Source organism: Streptomyces sp. NPDC093089 (assembly GCF_044754405.1).
Lineage (GTDB): Bacteria > Actinomycetota > Actinomycetes > Streptomycetales > Streptomycetaceae > Streptomyces.
The window spans coordinates 121,886-138,522 of the sequence record NZ_JBIVPA010000005.1 but is presented as its reverse complement, the minus strand read 5'-3'; the positions used below and the strand labels follow the sequence as shown (position 1 = coordinate 138,522).

15 protein-coding genes are annotated in these 16,637 nt (G+C 69.2%); 5 read left to right on the top strand and 10 right to left on the bottom strand.

Annotated features, from left to right (window positions below; translation table 11 throughout):
- Window positions 1–125: 125 nt before the first annotated feature.
- The 4 genes from ACIQFX_RS13345 to ACIQFX_RS13330 all read right to left on the bottom strand — a co-directional run bounded on the left by ACIQFX_RS13345 (window position 126) and on the right by ACIQFX_RS13330 (window position 4,298).
- Window positions 126–1,748 carry a cytochrome bc complex cytochrome b subunit gene (locus ACIQFX_RS13345; protein WP_402461913.1) on the bottom strand — a complete coding sequence of 541 codons (1,623 nt, stop codon included), beginning with the start codon at window positions 1,746–1,748 and terminating at the stop codon, window positions 126–128.
- Entirely contained in the window at window positions 1,745–2,797 is a 1,053-nt protein-coding gene (locus ACIQFX_RS13340) for a Rieske 2Fe-2S domain-containing protein (RefSeq protein WP_402461910.1), read from the bottom strand. Before ACIQFX_RS13340 ends, ACIQFX_RS13345 begins: the two co-directional genes overlap by 4 nt.
- Window positions 2,794–3,603 carry a c-type cytochrome gene (locus ACIQFX_RS13335; protein WP_366302416.1) on the bottom strand — a complete coding sequence of 270 codons (810 nt, stop codon included), beginning with the start codon at window positions 3,601–3,603 and terminating at the stop codon, window positions 2,794–2,796. Before ACIQFX_RS13335 ends, ACIQFX_RS13340 begins: the two co-directional genes overlap by 4 nt.
- Window positions 3,604–3,677: 74 nt before the next feature.
- Window positions 3,678–4,298, bottom strand: coding sequence for a heme-copper oxidase subunit III (locus tag ACIQFX_RS13330; protein WP_017238854.1), 621 nt, complete (start codon window positions 4,296–4,298; stop codon window positions 3,678–3,680).
- A gap of 202 nt (window positions 4,299–4,500) precedes the next feature.
- Between ACIQFX_RS13330 and ACIQFX_RS13325 the strand changes: the two genes are divergently transcribed.
- Entirely contained in the window at window positions 4,501–4,902 is a 402-nt protein-coding gene (locus ACIQFX_RS13325; RefSeq protein WP_402461905.1) for a hypothetical protein, read from the top strand.
- 5 nt (window positions 4,903–4,907) lie between these two features.
- On the opposite strand, the gene ACIQFX_RS13320 is transcribed toward ACIQFX_RS13325, so the two are convergent.
- The 4 genes from ACIQFX_RS13320 to coxB form a co-directional block, all read right to left on the bottom strand.
- Window positions 4,908–6,161, bottom strand: a complete 1,254-nt coding sequence (locus ACIQFX_RS13320; protein WP_402461902.1) for an Ig-like domain-containing protein — start codon at window positions 6,159–6,161, stop codon at window positions 4,908–4,910.
- A 122-nt stretch (window positions 6,162–6,283) separates the two neighbouring features.
- On the bottom strand, window positions 6,284–6,682 hold the full coding sequence (locus ACIQFX_RS13315; protein WP_266890999.1) for a cytochrome c oxidase subunit 4: 399 nt from the start codon (window positions 6,680–6,682) through the stop codon (window positions 6,284–6,286).
- On the bottom strand, window positions 6,679–8,415 hold the full coding sequence (gene ctaD / locus ACIQFX_RS13310; protein WP_402461898.1) for a cytochrome c oxidase subunit I: 1,737 nt from the start codon (window positions 8,413–8,415) through the stop codon (window positions 6,679–6,681). Before ctaD ends, ACIQFX_RS13315 begins: the two co-directional genes overlap by 4 nt.
- Complete coding sequence (gene coxB, locus ACIQFX_RS13305; RefSeq protein WP_402461895.1) at window positions 8,412–9,377, bottom strand: cytochrome c oxidase subunit II; 966 nt, start codon at window positions 9,375–9,377, stop codon at window positions 8,412–8,414. The genes ctaD and coxB overlap by 4 nt, the downstream gene beginning before the upstream one ends.
- Before the next feature lie 527 nt (window positions 9,378–9,904).
- Here coxB and ACIQFX_RS13300 point away from each other — a divergent pair.
- Window positions 9,905–11,302: a cysteine desulfurase/sulfurtransferase TusA family protein gene (locus ACIQFX_RS13300; protein WP_402461893.1), complete on the top strand. Its 1,398-nt coding sequence runs from the start codon at window positions 9,905–9,907 to the stop codon at window positions 11,300–11,302.
- Between the two features lie 547 nt (window positions 11,303–11,849).
- Here ACIQFX_RS13300 and ACIQFX_RS13295 read toward each other — a convergent pair.
- Complete coding sequence (locus ACIQFX_RS13295; RefSeq protein ID WP_402461890.1) at window positions 11,850–12,824, bottom strand: carbohydrate kinase family protein; 975 nt, start codon at window positions 12,822–12,824, stop codon at window positions 11,850–11,852.
- Window positions 12,825–12,954: 130 nt separating this feature from the next.
- On the opposite strand from ACIQFX_RS13295, the gene ACIQFX_RS13290 reads away from it, so the two are divergent.
- The gene (locus ACIQFX_RS13290) at window positions 12,955–13,161 is read left to right on the top strand and encodes a hypothetical protein (RefSeq protein WP_402461888.1); all 207 of its coding nucleotides are present in this window, start codon (window positions 12,955–12,957) and stop codon (window positions 13,159–13,161) included.
- 66 nt (window positions 13,162–13,227) lie between these two features.
- Complete coding sequence (locus tag ACIQFX_RS13285; protein WP_402461885.1) at window positions 13,228–14,736, top strand: hypothetical protein; 1,509 nt, start codon at window positions 13,228–13,230, stop codon at window positions 14,734–14,736.
- A 73-nt stretch (window positions 14,737–14,809) separates the two neighbouring features.
- On the opposite strand, the gene ACIQFX_RS13280 is transcribed toward ACIQFX_RS13285, so the two are convergent.
- A complete protein-coding gene (locus ACIQFX_RS13280) occupies window positions 14,810–15,166 on the bottom strand; it encodes an iron-sulfur cluster assembly accessory protein (RefSeq protein ID WP_015033024.1) in 357 nt (118 codons plus the stop codon).
- A gap of 246 nt (window positions 15,167–15,412) precedes the next feature.
- On the opposite strand from ACIQFX_RS13280, the gene nadA reads away from it, so the two are divergent.
- Window positions 15,413–16,591 carry a quinolinate synthase NadA gene (nadA, locus tag ACIQFX_RS13275; protein ID WP_402461882.1) on the top strand — a complete coding sequence of 393 codons (1,179 nt, stop codon included), beginning with the start codon at window positions 15,413–15,415 and terminating at the stop codon, window positions 16,589–16,591.
- Window positions 16,592–16,637 lie beyond the last annotated feature (46 nt).

Sequence of the window (16,637 nt, the reverse complement as noted above, 5' to 3'; positions counted from 1 at the left end):
CTCCTGATGATCGTGACGGGTACGGACCCACCCTATCGAGCCGGGGGGACGGCAAAGAGCCCCGTCCATCGAATGGACGGGGCTCTCGCCGTGGCGACCTTCAGGAAGTCAGGAGGTCAAGGTGATCAGTGGTGGCCGTGGCCGCTCTGGATCTCCTTGTACTCCTCGGCCGTCGGCTTGGCGATCTGGCTGTCGCCGCCGTAGTAGCCCTTGTTGAGCTTGACCCGGAGCTTCTCCAGGGCACCGACCTTGCGCTCCACGCCGTTCTCGTCGACGGCCGGCGGAAGCTCCGCCGCGTCGTACTGCTCGTGCGCGGTGAGGCGGTGCAGTTCGCCCTGGCTGAGCGGCTCGTGGATCTCGACGAACTCACCGTGCGGCAGGCGCTTGATGATGCCCGACTCGCGGCCGTGCAGCACCTTGTCCTTGTCGCGGCGCTGGAGGCCGAGGCAGATCCGCTTGGTGGCGATGAACGCGATGACCGGTCCGACGAAGAAGAAGATCCGGACGAACCAGGTGATCGAGTTCAGCGACAGGTGGAAGTGGGTCGCCCAGAGGTCGTTTCCACCACCGATCAGCATGATCATGTACGCGGTGATCCAGGCGACGCCGAAGGCGGTGCGCGTCGGAGCGTTGCGCGGGCGCTGCGCGATGTGGTGCTCGCGCTTGTCGCCGGTGATCCAGGACTCGATGAACGGGTACACCGCGATCGCGGCGAGGACCGCCGGGAAGATCGCCAGCGGGATCATCACGCCCAGGACCAGCGTGTGGCCCCAGAGGTTGATCTCCCAGCCCGGCATGACACGGATCAGACCCTCGGCGAAGCCCATGTACCAGTCGGGCTGGGCGCCGGTGGACACCTGGTCCGGGCGGTACGGGCCGAGGGCCCAGATCGGGTTGATCGAGGCGATCGCCGAGATGACCGCGATGACACCGAAGACCAGGAAGAAGAAGCCTCCGGCCTTGGCCATGTAGACCGGCAGCAGCGGCATGCCCACGACGTTGTTGTTCGTGCGGCCGGGGCCGGCGAACTGCGTGTGCTTGTGGAAGAACACCAGGATGAGGTGCGCCACCACGAGGCCGAGCATGATGCCGGGCAGCAGGAGCACGTGGGCCGAGTAGAACCGGGCCACGAAGTCGCCGCCGGGGAACTCCCCGCCGAACAGGAACATCGACAGGTACGTGCCGATGACCGGCACGGACAGGATCGCGCCCTGCATGAAGCGGACACCGGTGCCGGAGAGCAGGTCGTCCGGGAGCGAGTAACCGGTGAAGCCGGTGAACATGCCCAGGAAGAACAGCAGGAAGCCGAACAGCCAGTTGATCTCACGCGGCTTGCGGAACGCGCCCGTGAAGAAGACGCGCATCATGTGCACGAACATGCCGGCGAGGAAGATCAGCGCCGCCCAGTGGTGGATCTGCCGGATGAGCAGACCGCCGCGGACCTCGAACGAGATGTGCATCGTCGAGTTGAACGCCTCGGACATCAGCTGTCCCTGGAGCGGGACGTACGGTCCGACGTACTCCACCTCGTTCATCGACGGGTGGAAGAACATCGTCAGGTAGACGCCCGTCAGGATGATGATGAGGAAGCTGTAGAGGCAGATCTCGCCCAGCATGAAGGACCAGTGGTCCGGGAAGATCTTCCGCATGTTGGCCTTGGCCAGCGTGTAGATCCCCAGGCGTCCGTCGGCCCAGTCGGCGACCCGCTCACCGGCGGGTGCTTTCTTCGTATCGGTCACGGTGCTCATCCGCGCTCCCAGAAGGCAGGACCGACGGGCTCGTCGAAGTCGCCGAGCGCCTCCAGGAAGCCCTTGTCGTTCACGCCGATCCGCAGCTGCGGGAGGGCGTGACCGGCCGGGCCGAAGATGACGCGGGCGCCGTCGGAGAGGTCGAAGGTGGACTGGTGGCACGGGCAGAGCACGTGGTGCGTCTGCTGCTCGTACAGGGAGATCGGGCAGCCCACGTGGGTGCAGATCTTCGAGAAGGCGACGATGCCCTCGTGCGACCACTCGAGCTCGCGCTTGTCCTTGATGTCCTCCGGCTGGATCCGGACGATCATCAGGGCGGCCTTGGCGATCTCGACCTGGAAGTGGTGGTCGTGCTCCGAGAGGCCCTCGGGCATCGCGAACGTCAGCGAACCGACGGCGACGTCCTCGGGACGCAGCGGCTCGTTGGTGTTCATGTTGATGAGCTGGAGGCCCTTGGTCCACATGGTGGTCCGGAGCTTCTTCTCGGGCAGCGGGCCCATGTCACGCAGCAGCACGAGGCCGGAGAGCGGGACGAGCGACAGCGCGCCGAACATCGTGTTGCGGATGAGCTTGCGGCGGCCCATACCGGACTCGGCGGCACCGGCCGCGAAGTCCGCCATGACCTTCGCCTTGGTCTCCGGGTCGGCCTGGATCGGGTGCCGCTCGTCCGCGATCTCGACGTCGGACATCAGGGTGCGGGCCCAGTGGACCGCGCCCGCGCCGATGAAGAAGAGAGCGAGACCGAGGGTCCAGCCCAGGGCGAAGTTGAGCGCGGACACCCGGCCGAACGGCCAGATGTACACGATCTTGTCGACCGGGAAGATCACGTACGAGGCGATGAAGCCGACGGTGGCCAGCATCGACAGCGTGAACATGAAGGCGACCGCGCGCTCGGACCGACGGGCGGCACGCTCGTCGATGTCCTGGATGCGGGGCTTGTGGGGCGGGAGGCCCGGGTCGGCGAACGGGTCGTCGGCGACCTTCACCGCGCCGTGCGCGGTGTCCTGCCCTGCCGGCAGGTTCTCTTCTGGAATCTCTTGGCTACTCATGACTTCTTGGCCTTAGCGGTGTGGGCCGCGACCCAGATGGCAACTGCGATCAGCGCACCCAGACCGAAGACCCAGGCGAACAGGCCCTCGCTGACGGGGCCGAGGCCACCGAGCTTGAGACCGCCCGGGTTGTCGGCCTTGTCGCTGTTGACGGCCTGGACGTACGCGATGATGTCCTTCTTCTCCTTCTCCGGCATGGTCGTGTCCGGGAAGGAGGGCATGTTCTGCGGGCCGGTCTGCATGGCCTCGTAGAGGTGCTTCGGGCTCACGCCTTCGAGGTTCGGGGCGTACTTGCCGTAGGTCAGCGCGCCACCCTCACCGGTGAAGTTGTGGCACTGGGCACAGTTGGTGCGGAACAGCTCGCCGCCCTTGGCGATGTCCGCACCCTCAGGGCTGTACTGGCCCTCGGTCGGCGTGATCGGGCCGGCACCGAGAGAGGCGACGTACGCCGCGAGCTGATCGATCTCAGCCTGCGAGTAGATGACCTTCTTCTTCGGGACCTGGGCGCCCGGCTGCTGGGCCGGCATGCGGCCCGTGCCGACCTGGAAGTCGACCGCGGCGGAGCCGACGCCGACGAGAGACGGGCCGTCAGAGGTGCCCTGACCGCCGGTTCCGTGGCAGCTGGCGCAGCCGACGGAGTAGAGCTTCTTCCCCTCCTCGATGGCGAGGGACTGGGCGGTTTCATCGGCCTTCGCCGTGCCCGCGGGCGCGAACGCGGCGTACAGCCCCCCAGTGGCCGCCAGCGCGAGAAGTAGGACGACGACCGCCGCCAGCGGATGGCGTCGTCGTGCGGAGAGCTTTTTCACGGATTACCCCGGTGTCAGGATCTTCTGCGTCGATGCTTGCTGGATGTCTCGGTCCGCCGTGTCGGCGGGACCGATTACTTGATCATGTAGATCGTGGCGAAGAGGCCGATCCAGACGACATCGACGAAGTGCCAGTAGTAGGACACGACGATGGCGGCGGTTGCCTGCTCGTGGGTGAACCTCTTGGCGGCGTACGTCCGGCCGAGGACCAGCAGGAAGGCGATGAGACCGCCCGTCACGTGCAGGCCGTGGAAGCCGGTGGTCAGGTAGAACACCGAGCCGTACGGGTCGGACGAGAGCGAGAGGCCCTCGTGCTTGACCAGCTCCGTGTACTCGAAGACCTGGCCGCCGATGAAGATCGCACCCATCACGAACGTGATGATGAACCACGTCCTGAGCTTCTTCACGTCGCCCCGCTCGGCGGCGAACACGCCGAGCTGACAGGTGAGGGAGGAGAGCACCAGGATCGTGGTGTTGGTCGCCGAGAAGGGGAAGTTCAAGGCCGAAGCCTGTTCCGCCCAGAACTCGGGACCCGTCACCGATCGCAGGGTGAAGTACATCGCGAAGAGGGCCGCGAAGAACATCAGCTCGGAACTCAACCAGATGATGGTTCCGACGCTGGTGAGGTTCGGTCGATTGACCGACGGGTGCGCGTGCCCTGTTTCTACTGTCGTTACTGTCGCCACGACCGACATTATGTCGGTCGCTTATCCCGCCCTCACTCCGGGGGGTGCCGTTCGGAGTGTCCGGGGGCCGTGTCCAGCCCGAACGGCCCAGTGGAAGCGCCCCGGAGCACCCTTCGAACAGGTGTTGAACGGGTGTTGACGGGGTGTGGACCGGAGTAGCATCCGGCGCATCGATCGACGACCATCCCACGGACTTCCACGCGGAGGAACGATGCAGTCGAGTGCCACGGTCCTGCTCTACAGCGACGACGCGAACACCCGCGAGCAGGTACGCCTCGCGGCCGGGCGCAGGCCGGCGGCCGACGTTCCCCCGGTCGAGTTCGTGGAGTGCGCGACGCTGCCGGCGGTGCTGAAGCGCCTGGAGGAGGGCGGCATCGACGTCTGCGTCCTCGACGGCGAGGCGGTGCCCGCCGGCGGCATGGGCGTCTGCCGCCAGATCAAGGACGAGGTCTTCCGCTGCCCGCCGGTGCTGCTGCTCATCGGGCGCCCGCAGGACGCCTGGCTGGCCACCTGGAGTCGCGCAGACGCCGCGATCACCCTTCCGGTGGAACCGGTGGAGTTCGCGGCGTCCCTGGCGTCCCTGCTGCGCTCGCGCCTGTCGATCGACGCGTGAGCCGGTCAGATCGACGGGCGTAGGCGGGCCTTCTCGGTGGGGGCGACCGGGCTTCCGGCGGCCTCCACCAGGGCGCTTCCCTCGCGCCACTTGTCCCAGGACAGGTTCCAGTCGCCGAAGCCGTTGCCGAAGGCGTCCATCGTCTCGCCGATGCTGTTGACGACGCGGACGACGTCTCCGGGGCGGACGGTCTTGTAGAACCAGGCCGCGTTCTCGGTCGACATGCCGACGCAGCCGTGACTGACGTTCGCCACGCCCTGCGAGCCGACCGACCAGGGCGCGGCGTGGACGTACTCGCCGCTCCAGGTGACCCGGGTGGCGTAGTAGACCGGGAGGTCGTACGACTCCGCGCTGCCCTCGGCTATGCCGATGCTGGTGCCGCGCATCCGGACGTAGTACTCCTTGCCCAGGATCACTTTGACGCCGTTTCGGGTGGAGAAGCCCGGTTTGCCGGTGGTCACCGGAATGGTATTGATCACTTCTCCGTTGCGCTTCACGGTCATGTGGTGCGACCCGGCGTCGGCGACCGCTTCTATCCGGTCGCCGATCGTGAGTTTCAGGGGCTTGGACGCGCCGCCGTAGAGCTTGTCGCCCACCTTGAGGCCGTCCAGGTTGCCGGTGACCGTGACGAGGGCGCCGGCGGGCCAGTACTCCTTCGGACGGAAGTGCAGTTTCTTGTCGTCCACCCAGTACCAGGAGCCCTCGACGAAGGGCGTGGAGCGGACCTTGAGGGCCCGTTCGACGGCCGCGCGGGCGGCCAGGTCCTTGACGGGGAGGCTGAGGTCGGCCGTGATGGGCTGCCCGACGCCGTAGGTGCCCGCCTGCGGCCCGAAGGTCGCGGTGAGGGCCCGTTCGGCCGGAGCCGTCTGGAAAGTGAACGTACGGGCCCCTGGGGCGCCGTCGGCGTCCTCCGTGGCCACCCGGACGGTGTAGCGGGCGCCGGCCGCGAGGGCGACCGTGGAGCGCCAGCGCCGGCCGTCCGCGGTGAGTTCGCCCGCGAGGTGGCGCCCCGACTCGTCGGTGGCGGTGACGTCGGTGATCCGGCCTTCGTCGCCCTTGGCCGTGACCTCCAGGGGCTTCTCGGGGTCCGCCTTGGCTCCGTCGGCGGGGGCACTGACCGCGAGCTGGTCCGCCGCGTCGTAGGCCTCGGCCGACAGCGGGTGGCCGTCGGAGCCCGCACACGCCGTGGCGGCTGCGGTGACGGTGACGGCCAGAAGAGTGGAGCTCAGAACAGTCCGAATGCGCGGCGTGTCGTTCATGACTTCACGCTAAGGACTGTCCTCGGCGCCAGCGCGCCGAGTGCGGCAAAAGAGGGGCCCGGACACTTCGGTGACGAAGTGTCCGGGCCCCTCTGCGTGCTCCGGAGCGGAGCGGGGTACCGCTACTGGTTCTGGTTCTCGCCGCGGTAGAACTCGAAGACCCAGCCGAAGAGGCCGACCAGGATCAGCGGGGCGGAGAAGTACAGGATCCACCAGCCCATCGCGATGGCGAGGAAGGCGAGCGCGCCACCGACGGCCAGCGAGAGCGGCTGCCAGCTGTGCGGGGCGAAGAAGCCCACCTCACCGGCCTCGTCCGCGACGTCGGCCTCCTTGTCGTCCTGCGCCATCGCGTCGACACGCTTGGCCGTGAAGGCCAGGTAGTAGCCGATCATGATGGACAGGCCGAAGGCCAGGAAGAGCGCCGTCGTACCGACCGGCTCCTTGGACCAGACGCCGTAGAGGATCGCCATGGCAAGGATGAAGACGCTCAGCCAGATGAACATCTTGCCCTGGATCTTCACTTGCCGGCCTCCTTGCCGCCCGTGACGGCCTCAACCACGTGGCCCTTGTTCTCGAGCTGGTCGAGAGCGGCGATCTCGGGGTGGTGCAGGTCGAACGCCGGCGATTCCGAACGGATCCGCGGCAGGGTGAGGAAGTTGTGCCGCGGCGGCGGGCAGGACGTCGCCCACTCGAGCGAACGGCCGTAGCCCCACGGGTCGTCGACCTCGATCTTCTTGCCGTACTTGGCGGTCTTCCAGACGTTGTAGAGGAACGGCAGGATCGACAGGCCGAGCAGGAACGAGGAGATCGTCGAGATCGTGTTCAGCGCGGTGAAGCCGTCGGCGTCGAGGTAGTCCGCGTAACGACGCGGCATGCCCTCGGCACCGAGCCAGTGCTGCACCAGGAACGTGCCGTGGAAGCCGATGAACAGCGTCCAGAACGTCATCTTGCCGAGCCGCTCGTCCAGCATCTTGCCCGTGAACTTCGGCCACCAGAAGTGGAACCCGGCGAACATCGCGAAGACCACGGTGCCGAAGACGACGTAGTGGAAGTGCGCGACGACGAAGTACGAGTCGGAGACGTGGAAGTCCATCGGCGGCGAGGCCAGGATGACACCGGTCAGACCACCGAAGGTGAAGGTGATCAGGAAGCCGATCGTCCAGAGCATCGGGGTCTCGAAGGACAACGAGCCCTTCCACATCGTTCCGATCCAGTTGAAGAACTTCACGCCGGTCGGTACGGCGATGAGGAACGTCATGAAGGAGAAGAACGGCAGGAGCACACCGCCTGTGACGTACATGTGGTGGGCCCACACCGTCACGGACAGACCGGCGATCGCGATGGTCGCGGCCACCAGACCGATGTAGCCGAACATCGGCTTGCGGCTGAAGACCGGGATGACCTCGGAGACGATGCCGAAGAACGGCAGCGCGATGATGTACACCTCTGGGTGTCCGAAGAACCAGAAGAGGTGCTGCCAGAGCAGCGCTCCACCGTTGGACGCGTCGAAGATGTGCGAGCCGAACTTGCGGTCCGCCTCCAGGGCGAACAGCGCGGCCGCCAGGACCGGGAAGGCGAGCAGGACCAGGACACCGGTCAGCAGCACGTTCCAGGTGAAGATCGGCATGCGGAACATCGTCATGCCCGGAGCGCGCATGCAGATGATCGTGGTGATGAAGTTGACCGAACCGAGGATCGTGCCGAAGCCGGAGAAGGCCAGACCCATGATCCACATGTCGGCGCCGACACCCGGCGAGCGGACGGCGTCCGACAGCGGGGAGTAGGCGAACCAGCCGAAGTCGGCGGCACCCTGCGGGGTGAGGAAGCCGGCGACGGCGATGATCGAGCCGAACAGGTAGAGCCAGTAGGCGAACATGTTCAGCCGCGGGAACGCCACGTCGGGCGCGCCGATCTGCAGCGGCATGATCCAGTTCGCGAATCCGGCGAACAGCGGCGTCGCGAACATCAGCAGCATGATCGTGCCGTGCATCGTGAACGCCTGGTTGAACTGCTCGTTCGACATGATCTGCGTACCCGGACGGGCCAGCTCGGCGCGCATGAAGAGCGCCATGAGTCCGCCGATGCAGAAGAAGACGAACGACGTGACGAGGTAGAGCGTACCGATCGTCTTGTGGTCGGTGGTGGTCAGCCACTTGATGACCACGTTGCCGGGCTGCTTGCGCCGTACGGGCAACTCGTTCTCGTACGAGTCCTCAGCTGCGGCGGCACCCTGGGTTTCGTTGTGGATGCTCACAGTTGGTTCTTCTCCGCATTCCTGGCCGGGTCCGTCTGCTCGATGCCAGACGGGATGTAGCCGGTCTGCCCCTTCTCGGCCAGCTCCTTCAGGTGCTGCTGGTAGCGCTCCGGGGAGACCACCTTGACGTTGAAGAGCATCCGGGAGTGGTCGACACCGCACAGCTCGGCGCACTTGCCGAGGAAGGTGCCTTCCTGCGTCGGAATCACTTCGAAGGAGTTGGTGTGACCCGGGATGACGTCCTGCTTCATGAGGAAGGGAACCACCCAGAAGGAGTGGATGACGTCACGAGAGGTCAGGACGAACCGGACCTTCTCGCCCTTCGGCAGCCACAGGGTCGGACCCGGGTTGCCGGTCTGCGGGTTCCGGTCGCCGGGGATACCGGCGTCGTAGACACCGCCCGCGTTCTCCGGGAAGTCCGCGAGGAACTTGTCCGGAATGGACGCGAGGTTCTTGTCCGTCTTGGCGTCGCCCTCTACACCGGGCACGTTCTCGACGTAGTTGAAGCCCCAGCTCCACTGGTAGCCGACCACGTTGACCGTGTGAGCCGGCTTCGGGGTGAGCTCGAGGAGCTTCGACTCGTCGCGCGCGGTGAAGTAGAAGAGCACCGAGACGATGATGAGCGGGGTGACCGTGTACAGCGCCTCGATGGGCATGTTGTAACGGGTCTGCGGAGGTACCTCGACCTTGGTCCTGCTCCGCCGGTGGAAGATGACGGACCAGAGGATCAGGCCCCACACCAGGATTCCGGTGATGAGCGCGGCGGCCCAGGAGCCCTGCCACAGGGAGAGGATCCGAGGCGCCTCTTCCGTCACAGGGGTGGGCATGCCAAGGCGAGGGAAGTCTTCCCAGTTGTACGAGCAGCCCGTGGCTGTCGCCAGGATCAGGCCCGCAGTCAGCACCTGCGGCAGCTTCCGCCGCATCGGGCGCCGCGACGAGCGGTCGGAGCCGTTGGGACTCACGTAGCGCCTTCCCGAGAGTCTCGGCCCGCAGTGGTCGGCCACGGCCGTCCGTCTCGCTGGTCGGTCGCCGCCCCGGCCGCGGGCAGGGGTTTGGATGTTTATGCGGACCAAACCCTACTGGACGCTATTTGGGGTCGCGCGGGGAGGGTGCCCAACGCGCCGTCCGAGCCCCCGAAGGGGTGGACTCCACCGTTCCGGAGGGGGGTCCCACACCCCCGTTCGGCCGCCTGCCGACGCACCGCACCGCACTTCTGACGGGGGCTCATCGGGGGGGTGGGGGTGCGTGGGGAGTGCCCCGGGGGGTGGTGAGGGGAAGGGGTGGGAGCGCTGGGGGTGGGAGGAGGGGATGAGGTGGGGGTGGGGCGGGGTGGGGGCTGCCTCGGCGGGGTCGGGGTCAGGGTCGGGCCCGGTGCCCCGCTCACCGTCGCGGCGGGCGCGGGGGGCCTGGGGTCGGCCGGATGCGGGGGGCCGCGGCTGTCGACGTGGGTGGGAGTGGATCGGACGGGGGCAGGGCCTACCGTGGGCGGATGCCGTACTTCGATGCCGCGTCCGCCGCTCCGCTGCACCCCGTCGCCCGCCAGGCGCTGCTCGCTTCTCTGGACGAGGGGTGGGCCGACCCGGCCCGGCTGTACCGGGAGGGGCGGCGGGCCAGGCTGCTGCTCGACGCGGCGCGGGAGGCCGCGGCAGACGCCGTGGGGTGCCGTCCGGACGAGCTCGTGTTCACTCCTTCGGGGACACGCGCGGTTCACGCGGGGGTGTCAGGGGCGCTCGCGGGGCGTCGGCGCGTCGGAGACCGGCTCGTGGTGTCGGCGGTCGAACACTCCTCCGTCCTGCACGCGGGCGAGACCCACGCGGCGGCCGGCGGCACGGTGACCGAGGTACCCGTGGGACGGTCCGGCGCCGTGGACCCGGCGGTCTTCGCCGCCGCGCTCGGGCCCGACACCGCCCTCGCGTGTCTCCAGTCCGCCAACCACGAGGTCGGCACCGAGCAGCCGGTGGCCGAGGTCGCCGAGGCCTGCCGCGCGGCAGGCGTCCCCCTGCTCGTGGACGCGGCCCAGTCACTCGGCTGGGGGCCGGTCGACGGCGGCTGGTCCCTGCTCACCGCCAGCGCCCACAAATGGGGCGGCCCCGCGGGCGTGGGCCTGCTCGCCGTACGGAAGGGCGTCCGCTTCGCGCCCCAAGGCCCTGCGGACGAAAGGGAATCGGGGCGCGCGCCCGGCTTCGAGAACCTCCCCGCGATCGTCGCCGCGGCGGCCTCCCTGCGAGCGGTACGCGCCGAGGCCGCCGCCGAGGACGCCCGCCTCCGCGGCCTGGTCGACCGCATCCGCACCCGCGTGCCCGAGCTGGTTCCGGACGTCGAGGTCGTCGGCGACCCGGTCCGCCGGCTCCCCCACCTCGTCACCTTCTCCTGTCTCTACGTCGACGGGGAGACCCTTCTGCACGAACTCGACCGCGAGGGCTTCTCCGTCTCCTCCGGCTCCTCCTGCACGAGCTCGACCCTGACCCCCAGCCACGTCCTGCGCGCGATGGGCGTCCTGAGCGAAGGAAACGTCCGGCTCTCCCTGCCCGCCGGCACCGCCGCGTCCGACGTCGACGACTTCCTCGACGTCCTGCCCCGCGTCGTCGCGGTCGTACGCGAACGCCTCGGCGCCACCTCCTCCGCCCCCGCCGCCTCGGCCGCGCCCCCCTCCGACTCCCCCTCCCTCGTCGTCGACGCCCTCGGCCGGCGCTGCCCCATCCCCGTCATCGAACTCGCCAAAGTCATCGGCGACGTCCCCGTCGGCGGAACCGTCACCGTCCTCGCCGACGACGCGGCCGCCCGCCTCGACATCCCGGCCTGGTGCGAGATGCGAGGGCAGGAGTACGTAGGTGAGAGCCCGGCGGGTGGGGGCGGCTCGGCGTACGTCGTCCGCCGGCTCTCCTGAGAACGGCGGGCGTCGCTCGACCGCGTCGCTCGACCGCGGGGCTCGGTCTGCGGGCTCGGCCGCCGGGCTCGGCCTGCGGCGGGGCGGCCCTTCCGTGACGTGGGCCGTGCCGCTCCGCGCGCCGCGTGGGCATGTGCCCGCCGCCCTCGGCTCGTGCGGGCCGCGGCCTGCCGCCCACCTCCGTGTGGGGCGGCGCCCCGCCGCGTGGCCCGTGCCTGCCGCCGGCCGCCGCGCCCTGCCGCGTGGGCCCCGCGCTCCGGGCCCTTGTGCGGGATGCGGCCCCGCCCGGGCCGTCGCCCACCCCCGTGTGGACCCCCACGCCCCAGCGGGACGATTGCCCACAACGAGGCGGGCCAGGCCGAGCCCGGACGGGTCGGACGGAGGTGCGACGTCCGTTGTGGCACAACGAGGTGGGTCGGGCCGGGGCGCGGCAGCCGTTGTGGCGCAACGGGGTGGGTCGGGCCGGGGTGCGGCAGCCGTTGTGGCGCAACGGGGTGGGCCGGCGGTTGTGGCCCGGCGGGGAAGGGGCGTCCCCCGGGGTGGGGGGTTAGGGGAGGTGGGGGTGGAGGTCGGCGGTGGCGGGGTCGCCGTAGGCCTTGGTGAAGCGGTCGATGAAGTTGGCGCGGGCGAGGGTGTACTCCTGCGTCCCGAGCGTCTCGATGACGAGCGTGGCGAGCATGCAGCCGAGCTGCGCCGCGCGCTCGAGGCCGACGCCCCAGGAGAGCCCGGTGAGGAAGCCGGCGCGGAAGGCGTCGCCGACGCCGGTCGGGTCGACCTTGGCGTTCTCCTCGGGGCAGGCGACCTCGATCGGGGTCTCGCCGACGCGCTCGATGCGGACACCGCGCGAGCCGAGCGTGGTGATGCGGTGGCCGACGCGGGAGAGGATCTCGGCGTCGGTCCAGCCCGTCTTGGACTCGATGAGGCCCTTCTCGTACTCGTTGGAGAAGAGGTAGGTGGCGCCGTCGAGGAGCGTGCGGATCTCCTCGCCGTTCATACGCGCGATCTGCTGGGAGAAGTCGGCGGCGAAGGGGATCTCGCGGGCCTTGCACTCCTCCGTGTGGCGGAGCATCGCCTCGGGGTCGTCGGCGCCGATGAGGACGAGGTCGAGGCCGCCGACGCGGTCGGCGACGGCCTTGAGCTCGATCAGCCGGGCCTCGCTCATCGCGCCCGTGTAGAAGGAGCCGATCTGGTTGTGGTCCTGGTCCGTGGTGCAGACGAAGCGGGCGGTGTGGAGGACCTCGGAGATGCGCACCGAGCCGGTGTCGACGCCGTGCCGGTCGAGCCAGGCGCGGTACTCGTCGAAGTCGAAGCCGGCGGCGCCGACCAGGACGGGGCGGCTGCCGAGCTGGCCCATGCCGAAGCAGATGTTGGCGGCGACGCCTCCCCGGCGCACGTCGAGGTTGTCCACGAGGAAGGAGAGGGACACCGTGTGGAGCTGGTCGGCCACGAGCTGGTCGGAGAACCGGCCGGGGAAGGTCATGAGGTGGTCGGTGGCGATGGAGCCGGTGACTGCGATACGCACGGCGGGGTGCTCCTGCGGGAAGGCGGTAATGACAGTTCACGCTACCGGTTGGGCGGTGTCCTGCCGAACAGTGGAAACTACCCCAGAGTAGGGCTTTTCTCCGGAGCGGTGCCGTGCATACGGTGCGGCCATGACCACCTACCCCGCTCCTCGTGAGCGACACGAGTCCGAGTTGAGCCTCGCGCAGCTGTGCGGGGACGGCGCCCGGATGGCCCCGCACTGGGTCGCTCCGGTCTCCCCCGCGCCCGCTCCGGTCTCCCCCGCCCTGATCCACGGGGTGGTCGTACCGGACGCCTCGGCCCGGCTGATCGACGCGACCGCCGAGTACGGCGGCTGACGGACGGAACCGTCCGCCCGCCCGCTCCGTCCCACCTCTGTCCGATCGAGACGAGGGAGCGTTGCGGTGAGCGGTACGGAGAACGTACGGAGGCGACGGAACGTCATCGCCGCCTCGGTGGCGGCGGGAGTGCTGCTCGCCGGCGGCGGCGGGGTCTACCTGGCCGCGACGGCGTCCGGCGAGGCGACACCGGCCGGGGCGGGTGGCGCGGCCGCCGACGCGGGCGGCTCGCCGCCGCCCCTGCGCCTGGAGAGCGGCAGCGGCGGCGCCGGCATCGCGCCGGGTGAGCCGGACCCGGGCGGCGACCCCCGGGGGACCGTCTACACAGCCAAGGGCCCACTCCCCCAAGGGCCCTCCTCGGCCGCGGTCCACCGGCCCGAGGGCCTGGTCACCTCGGCCGAGGTGACCAGGCTGGCCGAAGCGCTGGGCGTCTCCGGCAGCCCGGTCCTCGACGGCCAGGTCTGGACGATCCGTCCGGAGAAGGACGGTTCGGGACCGCGTCTCGACGTGGCGCGGAAGGCCCCGGGGAACTGGACGTACTCCTGGTACGACGGCGGTCCCGTCGGCGACACCTGCCTCAAGGGCAAGGCCTGCCCGCCGCCGGGCGAGGCGAAGCCGTCGCGCGGCGGCTCCCCGGTGAGCGAGGCGGCGGCGAGGGCCGCGGCGGCACCGATCCTGAAGGTGCTCGGGCAGGACGACGCGAAGGTGACCGCGTCGCAGGTCATGAACGGCTCGGTGCGGGTGGTCAACGCCAATCCGGTGATCGGCGGACTGCCGACCTACGGCTGGTCGACGGGGCTGCACATCGGTCCCGACGGCCGGGCGGTCGCCGGCAGCGGGATGCTGGACGAACCCGCGGCGGGAGCCACGTACCCGGTGATCGGGGCCTCGAAGGCGCTCGCCGAGCTGAACGAGAAGTCGAAGGGCACCGGCCCGATCGACATCGGCGGCTGCGCCACGGACCCGCCGGCGAGCACCGACGGCAGCGAAAGCGGGAACGGGGCCGGAGCCGGCAGCGGCAAGGGCGAGGACCCGACCGGTGTCGACGGGAGCGGGAAGGGCGACGACCCGGCCGCGCCCTGTCAGTGGATCGCGCAGATGGCGCCGCCGGCGGAGGTCCCGGTGACGGGTGCGGTGTTCGGGCTGGCTGCGAAGGACGTGGCGGGCGAGCGGGTGCTCGTACCGGCGTGGCTGTTCACGGCGGACCCGGTGGACGCGGCGCCGTACACGGTGGTCGAGACGGCCGTGGCGCCGGAGTTCCTGGCGCCGCCGGTGAAGCCGACGCCGCCGGAGCAGGGCGCGGCGCCGGTCCGGCAGGTCGAGTCGTACCGGACGGGCGAGGACGGCCGGAAGCTGACCGTCACGTTCTGGGGCGGGGTGTGCAGCACGTACACGGTGACGGCGCAGGAGACCGCGGAGCGCGTCACGGTCCGGATCACGGAGGCTCCGACCGATCCCGACCGGGTGTGCGTCGCCATGGCGGTCGAGGTCTCGAAGACGGTGGCCCTGGACAACCCGGTCGGCGCGCGGACCGTGGTCGACGCGGCGAGCGGGCAGCCGGTGCCGCGCCGCTGACGGAGCCGGCGCACGCGTGAGGGCGGCGGCCCGGGACCTGGTCCCGGGCCGCCGCCCTCACGTGCGTACGGGTTTAGCTGAACGAGTCGCCGCAGGCGCAGGAGCCCGTGGCGTTCGGGTTGTCGATGGTGAAGCCCTGCTTCTCGATCGTGTCGACGAAGTCGATCGAGGCACCCCCGAGGTACGGGGCGCTCATGCGGTCGGTGACGACCTTGACGCCGTCGAAGTCCTTCACGACATCGCCGTCGAGCGAACGCTCGTCGAAGAACAGCTGGTAACGCAGGCCGGAGCAGCCACCGGGCTGAACGGCGACGCGCAGGGCCAGGTCCTCGCGGCCTTCCTGGTCGAGGAGGGCCTTGACCTTGGCCGCGGCGGCGTCGGACAGGAGGATGCCGTCGCTGACAGTGGTCTTCTCGTCCGATACGGACATCTGCTTCTCTCCCGGTGTGTACGGAGACTGCTTGCCGACGGTTGCAACCGGCGGTGCCCCGGATTCATTCCGGGTCGGGCGGGTCTTTGCTTCTTTCATGCTCGCACACCATGTCCACGAGTGCGGACGGCGAATTCGTCACATCGACACTATGGACATCGTCAACATGACGTGAAGCAGTTATGATAGATAGCGTCATTTAGACGAAAAGGTTTCCCCGAAGACCCGAATGAAAGGGTGCGTGACGTGACCACCGCCCAGCCCCTGGATGTGCAGCCGACGCCGCTCGCCCTGCTCCTGCTCGGCCGCGAGGCCGACCCGAAGAGCGAGCGGGGTGTGGAGTGTCCCGGCGACCTGCCGTCGCCCTCCGACCCGGACCTCGTGGAGCGCGCCCGCGCGGCCAAGGAGAAGCTCGGGGACAAGGTGTTCGTACTCGGCCACCACTACCAGCGTGACGAGGTCATCCAGTTCGCCGACGTCACCGGCGACTCCTTCAAGCTCGCCCGCGACGCGGCGGCCAAGCCCGAGGCCGAGTACATCGTCTTCTGCGGTGTGCACTTCATGGCGGAGTCGGCCGACATCCTCACCGGCGACGACCAGAAGGTCGTCCTGCCCGACCTCGCGGCCGGCTGCTCGATGGCCGACATGGCCACCGCCGAGCAGGTCGCCGAATGCTGGGACGTGCTGACCGAGGCCGGCATCGCCGAGCAGGTCGTGCCCGTCTCGTACATGAACTCCTCGGCCGACATCAAGGCCTTCACCGGCAAGCACGGGGGCACCATCTGCACCTCCTCCAACGCCGAGCGGGCCCTGAACTGGGCCTTCGAGCAGGGCGAGAAGGTGCTGTTCCTGCCGGACCAGCACCTGGGCCGCAACACCGCGGTGCGCGACATGGGCATGTCCCTGGACGACTGCGTGCTCTACAACCCGCACAAGCCGAACGGCGGCCTGACCGTCGAGGAGCTGCGGGCGGCCAAGATGATCCTGTGGCGCGGTCACTGCTCGGTGCACGGCCGGTTCTCGCTGGACTCGGTGAACGACGTCCGCGAGCGCATCCCGGGCGTGAACGTGCTCGTCCACCCCGAGTGCCGGCACGAGGTCGTCGCCGCCGCGGACCACGTGGGCTCGACCGAGTACATCATCAACACCCTGGAGGCGGCCCCGGCCGGCTCGAAGTGGGCGATCGGTACGGAACTGAACCTGGTCCGGCGTCTGGCGAACCGTTACGCCGACCAGGGCAAGGAGATCGTCTTCCTCGACAAGACGGTCTGCTTCTGCTCGACGATGAACCGCATCGACCTGCCGCACCTGGTGTGGACCCTGGAGTCGCTTGCCGAGGGCAACCTCGTCAACCAGATCCAGGTCGACGAGGAGACGGAGAGCTTCGCGAAGCTCGCGCTGGAGCGGATGCTCGCTCTGCCGTAACGGTTCTCCATCGCGTACGACGGAAGGGGCGCCCCGCGGAGACCCG